This window comes from Methanolacinia paynteri, assembly GCF_000784355.1.
Lineage (GTDB): Archaea > Halobacteriota > Methanomicrobia > Methanomicrobiales > Methanomicrobiaceae > Methanolacinia > Methanolacinia paynteri.
The window spans coordinates 38,299-50,737 of record NZ_KN360929.1; the positions used below are offsets into that span (position 1 = coordinate 38,299).

Here is a 12,439-nt window from a genome sequence, read left to right on the forward strand (position 1 = left end):
AGAGCCCGCGTGCTCGCTTCAATAGAAAATATGATCTGATTTTATTTTTCATTCTATTTTCAGATCGTATAATTTCCTGTTACCCACCTCAGGTCGGTGCCCTCGATCAATGCGTCCGTGAGGTCCGCACCGGAAAGGTCCGCTCCTCTCAGGTCTGCATACCGCATGTCGGCACCGGTTAATACGGCCCCTGAAAGATCCGCATAGTCGAATGCAGCGCCCACGAGATCAGCATCGGTAAGGTCAGCTCCCGTAAAGTCTGCAAGCGAGAATATACCGCCGTGAAGGTCTGCATTCCTGAGATCGGCCCCCTGGAAGACCGCTTTGTATGCATTTGCATCAGAAAGATCGGCGCCTTCGAGCATGACACCGCTGTAATCCATATAGGACATCTCCTTCAGGACTATCTCAACCTCTTCGGTATCGTCGGAAGTCGTGTTACAGCTGCACACTTCCCGGGAATTGTATTCTATGAAGAACAATACGTTTCCTATCGCGGATATTATCAGGAGTATTAAGATGACTATTGTAACTTTTAAAAGGGTCCGCTCATGCATAATATATCACTTGATCATAGCTTTTTTTTGATATATAGTTATACTTGAGGATACGAATCCGGAACTAATTGCAATCGGCCGGTAAAAATATTAGATATGTATGACTGGGGAATCCGGCAGAAAAACTACAGGATCATTCCTCCTGCCAAAAGCCAGAGCAGAACGCCGGTTACTACCGGAATCGTCAGGTTGTCGTCGACGGGAGACACAAGCTCAGTTACTCCCGCGGCTGTCGCGAGTATTATGGCATTCAGCGGTCCGGTAAAGAACAGCATGATTACAAAACCCGCACCGATCCCGCAGAGCGTTCCTTCGAGTGTCTTTTTCCCGAAGATCTTTCTTCTCCCGAAGTTTATCCCGGCAATCGTTGTAGCGCTGTCGAGGACGGAGAGCATCACTATGGCGATGATCGTGATTGTACTGCCGAAGAATGCAAGGCAGAAGAGGGTCGCGATAAAGAAATAAATCGTGCCTTTGCCCGGGAATGTATCCTTTCGTTCGAGTTTTTCGATAAGGAAGGAAAAGAGCGGGACATTTATCCCCCTGTCCACCGCGTCGGCGATGAGGACCCCGACGAATACTACGGCGATTAATGTCAATGTTGCATAAGCCTCGTTGATGAACTGAACATAGTATATGAACCCGGCAATGACAAGGCCGAAGAGCATATGCGCAAACTGCCTGTAGATCTCTTTCACGAATAGTTGTCTCCGGCGGGAAACTAATAATTTATGGGACGAAGCCCGATTCCGGGGAGAAAGAAAACATAACTATATTTATCCTGCAAAATCCAATATATTCAGGCAGTTGTTTCGGGCTGATAGATCAGGGGAAGATCGCTACCTTGGCATGGTAGAGGCCGCGGGTTCAATTCCCGCTCAGTCCATGAATTTTTGTATTTTTTTGTCCAAAAATTTACCTGATACCGAAAAGGGTTAAAGTCAGGTTTTCGGGAAAGAGGATCAGGGGCTATATTTACTGTTTTTTACAACTTCATCTAATTCCTTATTCACTCTCTTTGTAATAGCTTTGACCCTTGAATCCATTAGTTCACGCTCTAAGGTTTTGTTTATTTCTTCATTACCTTCCCTGAGGTAAAGCAGATCTTCATATAATTCATCGGAGATTTCTATGGTCTTCATTTGATCTTTTATCAGTTGCCCGGAATTAAATATTTTTTTGGTCCATATATCCTGCGTAAGAAAAGAATCCAACGATATTACAGAACGTTTTCTGAGTGATCTTCTCCGTCGATTCGTGAAGGTGTCTGTTCTGTGAATTTTCCTTACGGCTTCTTTGACACAACAATCGACATTTGTCACATTAGACTTTTTTATAATCAGATAAATAACAGAAAATATGAATCAAAACCGGTTAATTTTACCTATTTTTATTTTATTTTTGCTTGTATCAGCCGTATCTGCATCAACACCAGTAAAAGAAACAACAATTGATGGTGATTATCCATGGATCAGGGTCGATATGACCGGTGGCCATGAACACTACGTTGGCGAGCAGTTCACAATTTCAGGAACCACAAATCTTCCTGTAGATTATACTCTTATCTTTGAGACAATGTCTATGTCATACTCTCCGGGCGCATCAAATGCCGGAGAATATTCCGGCCTGTCTGAGACCCTCAAAGTCGTAAAGGGAGACCCCTACAACAAATGGTCCGTTGATATCGATACATCAACCTTCGAACCCGACGAATACATTGTAAACGTTGAATCAGTCGAGACCACTTCAACAGCAACAACATCATTCGACCTGCTGGAAAAAGGGGCAACAGCAACCACAACAAAAACAGCGGGGGAAACTGCAACTACTCCCGTACCTCCGACAATTTCCATAACAACAGCAGCCACAACAAATACGCAGACCCCGACCGCGACGGCAGCAGCACCCGGATTCGGGGCACTTGCCGCGTTGATCGCACTCGGTGCAGCAGCACTGATCCTCAGGAAGGAATAATTCCATCATTTTTTTAAAATCTGTCTGGTGACAACGCTTACGGGGTTTCTTTGCGAATACAAAAATCCATTATTTTTCTGTAACTTCAGACAAATTTAACCTTAATTTTCAACCTGACAATTCCCGAATATGCGATAATTTTTTGTCAAATTTCGCACAGAATTCATGTCAGATTTCATAAATTGACACAACAATCGACATCTCTCACATTAGACTTTTTTATATCCGAATAAATAACTGGAAATATGAAAAAAAATCGCTTAATCGTACCCATATTCGTTTTCTTTTTGCTTGTATCCTCTGTATCTGCAGCAGCGCCGTCAAAAGAAACAACCATCGACGGTGATTATCCGTGGATCAGGATCGACTCGATCGGCGATCACTACGTCGGCGATCAATTCACAATTTCAGGAACCACAAACATCCCGGTGGACGAAAGCTTCATCTTTGAGACGGTTTCTTCGTCAAAATGGCAGAACGGAGATTACTCCGGACAGTCACAGATCGTCACGGTAGTTAAGGGCGATACCAACAACAAATGGTCTGTAGATGTCGATGCATCAACATTCAAACCCGACGAATACGTTGTAAACGTCGAGTCAGTAGGTACCGATTCGACAGCGTTAACCACATTCAACCTGCTGGAAAAGAGAGCGACGACAACTACAGTCAAAACAGCAGCAACAACGGCAATTAAAACCACCACTGCAACCATAACCGTACCACCCCCCACATCTTCTGCAACGGCAAAGACCACAACAATCCCCCAGGCCCCGCCGGCGACGACAGCAGCACCCGGATTCGGGGCAATCGTCTCATTGATCGCACTGGGAACAGCAGCGACAATCTTCCTCAGGAAGGAATAATTTCATATTTTTTTCAAATTCCGCGGCGAAGTTATATCAGAATTAATAAATTGACACAAGAATAGTCATTTGACCACTATATTTTATTATATCCTAACAAAAAACTTGAAACATGAATACAAAAAATAGATCAATCATACTCGTATTCATTTTCTTTTTGCTTGCATCCTCTGTATCTGCAGTAGTGACAACAAAAGAAACAACAACCGATGGTGATGATCCGTGGATACGGATCACTGCGAACAGTTATTACTACACCAGTAATCAGTTCACAATTTCAGGAACCACGAATCTCCCTGCGGACGATAACCTCATCGTTGAGATAGTGTCCACGTCATTCTCAACAGAAAGCGGATCGGAAGGCAAAGAATACAGCGGACTGTCGGAGGTGGTCAAAGTTGTAGAAGGTGATTCCGACAACAAATGGTCCATAAATGTCGATCCATCAGGATTCATACCTGATGAATACGATGTCAGAGTTGAATCCGTAGAAAGAGATTCAACAGCGGCAACAACATTCGAATTACTGGGAGAAGTTACGGCAAGTAAAACTCCAACCACTACCTTACCCCCGCCGGCGACGACAGCAGCACCCGGATTCGGGGTAATCATCTCATTGATCGCACTGGGAACGGCAGCCGCACTGTTTATAAGGAGAGAATAAATTTACCATTTTTTTAAATCTGTCTGCAGGTTTCTCAGACAGGTGACCTGCCAAATTAACACCTGAAGCCATCGGCGGAGATGAAAATCATAATCCCGGATATATATCCGGCTCTCCTTCGAGAAAGTCCTGGAGATTATCGATTACATCCTGTATAGTTTTTGAAGAGTCCAGCATCTTCATGATATGCATCTGCGGCGAAGCATAGATCCCGTCCCAGGAATATTCATCATACTCTTCCCGGCACGGAAACGCCAAAACAGGCTCTCCAAGTGAGAACTGTGCATTTACTCCCTCTTTGTTGCCGCGTGCATCAAGGAAGATCCAGTGATCGTCGGGAAAAACCGCATTGTAGCAGTGCACGCAGTACCCATGTGAATCATCGTCTGCGAGTGTTAGGTGTTGGTAGCAGAATCCCGCAGGAATCTCAGCACTCCTGAGAAGGGCGGCAAGAAGATTTGCCTTCGCATGGCATATTCCGGTTCCCGCGGCAAGGACATCCGACGCCTTCGCAGTTATCACTGGAGTGTTGATATCGAAGCTGTGCGGGATCTCGTCGCGGACGAATTCATATGCGATCTTCGCTTTTTCGACAGGACTATTCGCCCCTGAAAAGAGCTCTTCCGCCTTCAACCTGATATTAGGGGAAGAAAAATCCACGTAAGGATGCTCTTCGAGAAAACGATCCATTCCTCCGCCATTCATAATTTCATATATGGAACCGATCGGTTCATATAATAAACCGACTGCATTTTGCCAATATAAAAGGAAAACGGGCCATAGTATAATTTGCAGAAACCGGAAAGGATAGCTGCCCTGAATCAGTGCAGAAATTTCCGGTTCAAAAACTAGGAGATGAAAAAGATGAAGAGAAAGATTGTATTGATTGCAGGTCTCGTGCTCCTTGCGGTGGCACTGGTGGCTATGCCCGCAAGTGCAGGTTATAACCAGGGAGGAAACACAGGCGGATGCCACGGAGCACATGCATGCTCCCAGGACTGTGCCGAATATTCGTATGTTAACGGCCAGTGCACCGGAAATTCATGCCATATCGCTGAAAACTATTGCTTAAGGAATTCCGGGGAGTACTGCCTGAACAACGGTACATGTCTTCTTAACGGAACAGGGAACTGTTACGGAAACGGCAACTCAGGCAACTGCCCCTGTATCTGAGAAGCAAAAAAGATCATTTTTTTATTTTTTCCGTCAGTTCAGGACGGTATTCCCGGAGACAGACATCAATTCGGACAAAAGCTCCTCTGCACTTTCATATCTTTCCCCGGGATCTTTCCGGATGCATTTTGAAACGACAGCCCTGAGTTTTTCATCTTTTATGCAGTCGTCCAGGTATGCACCGGGGTCCTTCCCCAGGTTTTTCTCGAATACCGTTTTCCCGCAGACCATCCTCAGGATGAGCATTCCTACCTGGAATATATCGGTCTTCCCGGTGCACCCGTGAACCCCGGGAGAAACCTGTTCCGGCGCGGCAAAAGCCGGGGTGTAGCCATGAAATTCCGTTCCGCCTCCCTTTTCGGATCTTCCCACCCCCCAGTCGGTGATCTTAGGAGTGAAATCATCATCTATCAGGATGTTCGCCGGTTTTATATCGCAGTGGACTATCCCTTTTTTATGTGCGTAGGAAAGCCCCCTCAAAACTCCGACTGCAACCTGAATCGCTACGTCGCTCTCCATCGGTTTTTCTATCGTCTCTAATGAATCGGGGATATATTCCATCTCGACATACGGGACAGGGAAGACATTGACCGATTTAAGGGAGACGATATTCGGGTGATCGAGCTCCTCCCAGATCTTTACCTCCTGCAGAAACACTTTGCCGGATCTCTCGTCCCTCTTCGCGGGGACCTTTACGGCCACAGTCTCTCCGGTCTCCTTCGACTTCACGGAGTAGACAAACGAAAGACCGCCTCTTCCTGTAAGAACAGCGTCGGAGTACTTTTCATTAAGCTCTGAAGGAAAATCAGCCGCAGAAACTTTTTCATTCCCCCCGGCAACTCCGCAGGAATCACTATCAACCGGAACTGCGGTGCATACCCCTTCATCGCCGGGTTTTTCGCGCCTGTGTCTTATGAAAACAATATAGACGATAATTAGGACAAGAACGACCACAACCGCAAAGAGACCGTATATTAACGGCAGTATTGCCTGAATGCCCGAACCGGAACCTGCATCAGATGACCACGGCATTTCATGAGATTCGTTCTCGTCGTAATGCCCCATCCCCATTGAGTGATCGTTAACGGACGACTGGCTGCCGTAAGCCGCCTGAACCGGGATAAAAATTACGGACAACAGGATCAACATCAGCAAAGCCGGCAATGTTCTGCCAATTAAACGATCTTTATTCATATCTCATCACCGCTATCGTGGTTATTTTCATTCGCGATTTCCGAATTCTTCAGGTGGAAGACAAACGAAGCCATACCTTCACCAGTCCCGAGTTCAATCATGTCACCGTCCGAAAGAACGGTCTCCACGGACTTTTCAACTGATTTGCCGTTTACCGAGGTCCCGCCCGTGCTTCCCTCATCACGGATACACCAGACGCCTTCTTCCAGGATTATTACGGCGTGCGGTTTCGAAATCCTTGTAACGCCCCTGTAATCGTCGTCCAGGACTATGTCATTCTCTTCGTCGAAGATTCCCTTTGCAGACGGATCATATCTCCCGAGTCTCACGGTATTCTTTCGGACCATATAGACCCTGCCGTCATCCGTCCCCCCGAGAAGGACAAGAACGGGCATATCCGACGACAATTCGTCATCAATCATCTTCCTGATCTCGACGAGCCGGCTCGCAAGTTCGGGATTTTTAATCTCCATATTACAGAAACTGCCGACATTCCGTGCAATAAGTTCAAGACCGCCCGGGATCGTTGAATACTTCCAGACTGCATGTATGCCCTTTGAAGTAGGCTTTCCGACACCGGCATCTTTTTTGATCAAACCGATTTTAAGAAGTTTGTTGAGGTGCTTTTTCGTGTTTTCGTAGCTTGTCCCGATCTCATTCGAGATCTCCCGGATGTCCTTCGGATTTCTCTCGATTATCTTTAATATCTTCAGCCTTGTCGGGTTCCCAAGTACGCTCAGGTAATCCGAGAGCCTTTCATAAAACAGGGGCGAGTCATCGTTCAGTATCGTCCTGTAGAGATCATCGGGCATATGTCATCGAAATTATCTTTATTTTATATTATTACATCTGCGGTATATTTGATATTCCGGGTTTCGGCAGTCGCGATCGCCCGCCCTTCAGGTGACAGACACCAGAATCCAGAGGGCGATCAGCACCACAGGCATCAGGATATCGAACGCGACAACAGCTCCGGTGTTATACTCGGATGCATTCTCATTCTTTTTTTGTTCGTATATATGCCCGAAGCCTGCTCCTATCGAGAACACCGAATACATCACGATCACCGCAAGCCAGAAACCGTCCCTAAAGAAGAAGCACAACACACCCGCAATTCCGATCCCGAGGTTCGTAAAGGCGATCTCACGCTGGAACGGATTTCCTTTGGGCCACCCGATCTTTTCGGCAATCTCATCCGCATTGAAAAAATGGCCGGAGAAAGCGATTATGCCTGTGACTCCTACCCCGATTACAAGGAGCCAGAAAAGGAAAACGTATGCAACGTAATGGACAGTCATCGTTCCGGCGAGCAGCAGGCTGATTATCGCGGCCAATACGCTGAGAAAAAGTGTCATCGCCCAGATACTGATCTTCATCAGTTAATCTTCCATATTAATCCTATATTGAATTTACCCGAAATCCGCCGCATAATGAAAAGGAAATTTTATGAGACATATTGCAACCAGACGGGACTGATAGTAAGTTATATAAAACATAATGTAAAATATATTTTACAAGGTGTGGAGAACAACACAACGGTTGTATCCCACCTTGCAAGAGGAGAATCAGAGAAGGAAGATGAAAGACAGCAAAGAGAACACGACCAGATTTTCTTGCAGTCCTTCGCCTTCCCGGTGCATCTTTCCGGTGATCCGTAAAGAATTGAAAGGGTCTCTGTCAAATTCCTGCAGGCAACCATAAATAACCCCCCACGAATGGTGCCTGATAAAAGATAAACGGAGCACTCTTTCACGGCTTACTGAAACCGGACGGAGCAAAATGATGAACTCGGTGCTTCAGTAATGAAATACTGCAGTGATTAAGAAAAGGATGTTTGATCCAAAAAGCAAATTTAATTGAAAGAATCGATAAACAGACAAACCAGACCAGAAAATACAGACCAGACCGAAATCAGAACCATATGAATGCAGCAATAAACGAAATCACCATGACATTCACAATATCAGGGGAAAGAACGGAATCCCCCGTTCCAATCTTTCTCCAAAACATTTTTTTCAACTGAAATTTTCTTAATTCAGTCTCTGACATAAGTCCGCAAATCTTTCTCGACGAGCGGTTTAAAATCAGGATTCAACTCTATCGCTTTTTGAAAACACTCTTTGGCTTCGTCATATCTCTTCAGGTTTAACAGGGAGAATCCCTTCTCGTAATAGACGAATCCAAATTCGAGATCGAGTCCGATTGCGGTATCGTAATATTCAAGCGCTCCTTCATGATTTCCTCCCCAAGCGACGGATGCCATCCCTTTTAATGTCCATTCAAACGGGTTTTCAGGATTGTGCATGTATTTATCCGGGTTTTCATCATGCTGACTGTACCACTGCTGGTGCGTCAGATTGTTGTCCGATATTCGCGTGCCACCGCCGACCGGAGCCATTACGCCTGTGCATCCCGCTGACATAACGACGACTGCAAACGCCAGGCATACAAGAGCCGCATTAATGTATCTTTCATTCATTCTTCAATCACTCGTTGGTTATTTCATCAGCCTTAAGCGTGATCCCGTGCTTCCGAAATCAGGCAACCTCTTTTCGTTTTCCATTCGAAGATCAGGATCAATGCAATAATGATAAGAAATCCTCCTGCGTCGACGAGCATATATGAAATCCCGGACTCCATCAAAAAGAGCCATATCACGATAAGCCAGATTGCAAATCCGATTAAAACGCATTTCAGGGCGATCATGCTACGGGCTGCTTCAACGCCCCCGAATTTCCTGTAATACAACAGGTAAACTCCCAGACTGACAAAGAACGGAATGAGTCCTATGTTTATCCACGAGACCAGGAGGTTATTTGCCATATTCTGACCCGGAAAAAACCATCCTTCGATCAAGATAATGACTGCAAGCCATATGATGCATAAGAGCAGGCCGAACAGGGGACCAATTATTCTGTCATTCTTGTCCGGTTCCATTTTTGATCAGATTCAATATCCGGTTCAATCGTTTATATGATTTTTTATAGCTTCATTTGATAAAAACCGGAAAAAGGAGAAAATTTGGGACTTGTGTGATCTTAGGGTGTTTCATAACTCCTTTGTCCGGTCTTCATGCGGGGACAAAGGTCCCCGGATTTCTGGCAACCGGCACCAGACACCACAATACGTACGATGCCGGCAAAGATGAAGTTGAATGCGTTTATGGGAGATTAATAAGGAGATACTCAGGCATCGGATTGATTGATCCGGCTTCTTCTCTTCCAATAAAGTCTCCGCATGGTTGTATTTAGGAAAGGTAAGAATGGAGGATCACTCCTCCATCCGGCCCCCAATTGAGAATAGGTGTTAACTCTTTAATAATAACTTTCACCATGCTCTTGAACAATGAAATATAATGATCGGAAAAAAACGTCATACTGAAGGATTTCAATTATTGATGCTAACAAATAACGATAAATTTCTCTTTATTGAATCAATTGTCTGTAGTATGCCGCAAAATTTTTCTTTGCGCTGTTGAACTACAGAAAATACCTGCAGCAAACAGTCAATAATTTCTGAGTAATTCCGGAAAAAAAGACGAATAATTATTGAATTAACTCTTTTAAGAACCTGCAACGATATATCCACCGTCCGGGGCGTGGCAACGTTTCATCCTGTGGATAAGATGGTTGTTGCAGACAACAATAGAGAAAGAAAAAAACCTAATACAAAGACTGAAACTTCAATCCATTTTTCAGGGAATTTCGATCTCGCACAGTAGACAGAACCGGCCGACACCAGCGAAACCGCAAGAACGGGAAGAATCCATAACGGATAAATGTTCCGTACACAGGGAAGAGATGCAAGTAACGGCCAGGGCATAATGAAAATGAGTGCCGCAAATATCATAATTACCAAAACCTGAATATCAGGTATTTTATGAACTCCCGTCTTCAGTTCGTTTAAGGATATGAATATTAATACCGAAAGCGACGCAGCGGCCACAGGAACGGCTAACCAGATAATTCCTGGGATCAAAAGAAGCAGGGGAATTAAAAGACGCCTGTCATGTTCAAGATTGTCATAATATCTTCTTAGAAATACCAGGAGAGCCATTGCCGAGAGCGAAAGAATGAGAGAGCCCGAAAAACTTCCTATGTTCCACAGGCCCGGGTATACGAAATCACACATGTATTGTGTTGTACGGAAATATGCAGGATACGTAAGAGCGACTAAGAAAACTGCCGGCAGGACGTCTTTTTTGTCCAGGTATCCCCTGAAGACTATAACAGGCGATATCATTACAAGAACTGCTCCTGCAACACCGACCGCGGAGCCCGCGAGTCCTCCGGAAGGAAAAACAGGAATTACGAGAAGCAAAAACCCCCCGGCAATCCCTATAAAAAGTTGAATTCTTTCGTTTTTGATCTGTGTTAATACTAGGTATACAAGAACCGAGAACGCTGCAAAGACAATTGAGGTCAAAATCAGGGAGTTCAGTACTAAATCCAAAATGCCGTTTGAAATCCCTACTACAAAATCCATTTCAACTCCAAAAATTATCAGATCAGGGCCGTGTATAAACGGCTATTGTACTATTTTCCGGCAATATCTTTTGCGAGCTCCTTAATTTCGGTGATCTCTTCTTTCATCTCGCTAACCGATTCTTTTAACGATTCAAGATCTGATGCAAGTTTCCTGTTTAAATCCTGTGATGTCCGGAAATGTTCCACAATTTTTTGTAAGATTATAAGGATCAAAAATATCGGTATAATAAGAGCGATGAAAGAGAAGATCATTCCCCACTGGAATGTAATTGCGCCGTAAAAAATTACAATGAGACAAAAAACAGCGAATATTATCAGACTATTCCTTTCCCCTGTTCTTAATTCAGTCATAAATCCCCTCCGTATTAATAACTGAATAGGAAGGGTACAGGTATAAGATGTTCGTATCATTGTAGATCATGGCAATTTTTGAATCGGAACTGTTTTCTTGTATATCGAACACATACCACCAGCCTTCGATTTTGTCTTTTGCTTTGTGAAAACCCTCAGGCAGGGGACCGGAGACAGGTCCCGAGATCCATGATACCGCATCGCTGTAGCCCCTGGCAACAGTCATGTCCTGTTCGTCGATTACTATGTAAAACGAAAGATTATCCTTCCTAAATTCCAGTTCTCCAAATTTTGTATCATTTCCCGCCTCATCAACAACTTTCGAAACTGAAACTATGTTCCAGCCGTCTTCAAGCAGTATGCCTGCACGTGAGTCATCCAGTGCGGCATCAATAACCAAGATCGGATCGACTGAAGAATTTTTCATGCCGGTTTTATCAATTGCTGAAATATCGACTGAAATCTGCGAACTGCCATTATTGTAAGAGAAAGTTATGTAACTTGTTTCATTTACCGGAATGTCTTCATGATCATCAGATGAACCAATACATCCCGCCGATATAACGAGCACCAAAAAGATACTAAATATCGGGAAGGATTTCCTCATTATCGTCTCTCCTTTATGAAATTCCCGATAAAAAAAATAAAATCCATGCTATGGATAACAGACCTGCCACAGCCTGGTACATTTTTTCTTTCCCTGAAGCCAGAAAACCGATCATTCCGAGGCCGATCAGCAGAACCAGATGATACCCGACGAATAAAATTATATTGTCTATGTTAAGAGAGTCCTGAAAAGAGATTGACGAAACTGCAAAGAGGATCAGGAACGCATATGAAACGATTCCGGCGAGAGGAGCACGGAACCTGTCGCCTGTTTTGTATCCGTAAAGGAAGGTCCCGACAGGGTATGAAATAATTAAAAAGATCCCGGCTATTCCTGAGTAAAATGAACCTTTCGAGCTTAATATATAGTATATTAAACAGAAAAAGGCAAAAAAAGAGATGTACGATATGAAAATAATATTTTTTCTCTCAAAGACTTCCTTACATCTCATCCTTTATCTCCCGGCAAATGATTTACTCTCCAGCGATAGAAAGGGCCGGCGATTCCTGTTTTCTGCTGCCGGTTTTCTCTCCGTCGCATTTTAAACTTTATATTGATGGTTTTTA

Annotated in this window: 18 protein-coding genes and 1 tRNA gene; 6 read left to right on the forward strand and 13 right to left on the reverse strand. The window is 44.4% G+C overall.

Annotated features, from left to right (window positions below):
* Positions 1-59 precede the first annotated feature (59 nt).
* On the reverse strand, positions 60-557 hold the full coding sequence (locus tag METPAY_RS05650; RefSeq protein WP_048150124.1) for a pentapeptide repeat-containing protein: 498 nt from the start codon (positions 555-557) through the stop codon (positions 60-62).
* Between the two features lie 125 nt (positions 558-682).
* Positions 683-1,255, reverse strand: coding sequence for a diacylglycerol/polyprenol kinase family protein (locus tag METPAY_RS05655; RefSeq protein WP_048150126.1), 573 nt, complete (start codon positions 1,253-1,255; stop codon positions 683-685).
* Positions 1,256-1,371: 116 nt separating this feature from the next.
* Here METPAY_RS05655 and METPAY_RS05660 point away from each other — a divergent pair.
* Positions 1,372-1,443: transfer RNA gene (locus METPAY_RS05660), tRNA-Ala, on the forward strand.
* A gap of 76 nt (positions 1,444-1,519) precedes the next feature.
* Here METPAY_RS05660 and METPAY_RS05665 read toward each other — a convergent pair.
* Entirely contained in the window at positions 1,520-1,699 is a 180-nt protein-coding gene (locus tag METPAY_RS05665) for a hypothetical protein (RefSeq protein WP_157199012.1), read from the reverse strand.
* 259 nt (positions 1,700-1,958) lie between these two features.
* On the opposite strand from METPAY_RS05665, the gene METPAY_RS05670 reads away from it, so the two are divergent.
* The 3 genes from METPAY_RS05670 to METPAY_RS05680 all read left to right on the forward strand — a co-directional run bounded on the left by METPAY_RS05670 (position 1,959) and on the right by METPAY_RS05680 (position 4,061).
* Positions 1,959-2,531, forward strand: a complete 573-nt coding sequence (locus METPAY_RS05670; RefSeq protein ID WP_048150131.1) for a PGF-CTERM sorting domain-containing protein — start codon at positions 1,959-1,961, stop codon at positions 2,529-2,531.
* Between the two features lie 245 nt (positions 2,532-2,776).
* The gene (locus METPAY_RS14155) at positions 2,777-3,397 is read left to right on the forward strand and encodes a PGF-CTERM sorting domain-containing protein (protein ID WP_052418691.1); all 621 of its coding nucleotides are present in this window, start codon (positions 2,777-2,779) and stop codon (positions 3,395-3,397) included.
* A gap of 112 nt (positions 3,398-3,509) precedes the next feature.
* Positions 3,510-4,061, forward strand: coding sequence for a PGF-CTERM sorting domain-containing protein (locus tag METPAY_RS05680; RefSeq protein ID WP_048150133.1), 552 nt, complete (start codon positions 3,510-3,512; stop codon positions 4,059-4,061).
* 87 nt (positions 4,062-4,148) lie between these two features.
* Here the strand turns inward: METPAY_RS05680 and METPAY_RS05685 are convergent, their stop codons facing one another.
* A complete protein-coding gene (locus METPAY_RS05685) occupies positions 4,149-4,766 on the reverse strand; it encodes a transglutaminase-like domain-containing protein (protein WP_245611536.1) in 618 nt (205 codons plus the stop codon).
* 150 nt (positions 4,767-4,916) lie between these two features.
* Between METPAY_RS05685 and METPAY_RS05690 the strand changes: the two genes are divergently transcribed.
* The gene (locus tag METPAY_RS05690) at positions 4,917-5,234 is read left to right on the forward strand and encodes a hypothetical protein (protein ID WP_048150135.1); all 318 of its coding nucleotides are present in this window, start codon (positions 4,917-4,919) and stop codon (positions 5,232-5,234) included.
* A gap of 33 nt (positions 5,235-5,267) precedes the next feature.
* Here the strand turns inward: METPAY_RS05690 and METPAY_RS05695 are convergent, their stop codons facing one another.
* The 3 genes from METPAY_RS05695 to METPAY_RS05705 all read right to left on the reverse strand — a co-directional run bounded on the left by METPAY_RS05695 (position 5,268) and on the right by METPAY_RS05705 (position 7,804).
* Positions 5,268-6,383 (reverse strand): serine/threonine-protein kinase, encoded by a 1,116-nt coding sequence (locus METPAY_RS05695; protein ID WP_052418692.1) that lies wholly within the window; start codon positions 6,381-6,383, stop codon positions 5,268-5,270.
* 41 nt (positions 6,384-6,424) lie between these two features.
* Positions 6,425-7,240, reverse strand: coding sequence for an FHA domain-containing protein (locus METPAY_RS05700; RefSeq protein WP_048150137.1), 816 nt, complete (start codon positions 7,238-7,240; stop codon positions 6,425-6,427).
* An 87-nt stretch (positions 7,241-7,327) separates the two neighbouring features.
* Entirely contained in the window at positions 7,328-7,804 is a 477-nt protein-coding gene (locus METPAY_RS05705; RefSeq protein WP_052418693.1) for a DUF6790 family protein, read from the reverse strand.
* 54 nt (positions 7,805-7,858) lie between these two features.
* On the opposite strand from METPAY_RS05705, the gene METPAY_RS05710 reads away from it, so the two are divergent.
* Positions 7,859-8,086, forward strand: a complete 228-nt coding sequence (locus METPAY_RS05710; protein WP_048150140.1) for a hypothetical protein — start codon at positions 7,859-7,861, stop codon at positions 8,084-8,086.
* Positions 8,087-8,463: 377 nt separating this feature from the next.
* On the opposite strand, the gene METPAY_RS05715 is transcribed toward METPAY_RS05710, so the two are convergent.
* The 6 genes from METPAY_RS05715 to METPAY_RS05740 form a co-directional block, all read right to left on the reverse strand.
* Positions 8,464-8,907 carry a tetratricopeptide repeat protein gene (locus METPAY_RS05715; protein WP_048150141.1) on the reverse strand — a complete coding sequence of 148 codons (444 nt, stop codon included), beginning with the start codon at positions 8,905-8,907 and terminating at the stop codon, positions 8,464-8,466.
* 32 nt (positions 8,908-8,939) lie between these two features.
* Positions 8,940-9,251 carry a hypothetical protein gene (locus METPAY_RS05720; protein WP_157199014.1) on the reverse strand — a complete coding sequence of 104 codons (312 nt, stop codon included), beginning with the start codon at positions 9,249-9,251 and terminating at the stop codon, positions 8,940-8,942.
* 786 nt (positions 9,252-10,037) lie between these two features.
* Entirely contained in the window at positions 10,038-10,913 is an 876-nt protein-coding gene (locus tag METPAY_RS05725; RefSeq protein WP_048150143.1) for a hypothetical protein, read from the reverse strand.
* Between the two features lie 50 nt (positions 10,914-10,963).
* Positions 10,964-11,266: a hypothetical protein gene (locus METPAY_RS05730; protein ID WP_048150145.1), complete on the reverse strand. Its 303-nt coding sequence runs from the start codon at positions 11,264-11,266 to the stop codon at positions 10,964-10,966.
* Positions 11,259-11,873: a hypothetical protein gene (locus METPAY_RS05735; protein ID WP_048150147.1), complete on the reverse strand. Its 615-nt coding sequence runs from the start codon at positions 11,871-11,873 to the stop codon at positions 11,259-11,261. Before METPAY_RS05735 ends, METPAY_RS05730 begins: the two co-directional genes overlap by 8 nt.
* Before the next feature lie 13 nt (positions 11,874-11,886).
* Positions 11,887-12,324 carry a hypothetical protein gene (locus METPAY_RS05740; RefSeq protein WP_048150149.1) on the reverse strand — a complete coding sequence of 146 codons (438 nt, stop codon included), beginning with the start codon at positions 12,322-12,324 and terminating at the stop codon, positions 11,887-11,889.
* Positions 12,325-12,439: the final 115 nt, after the last annotated feature.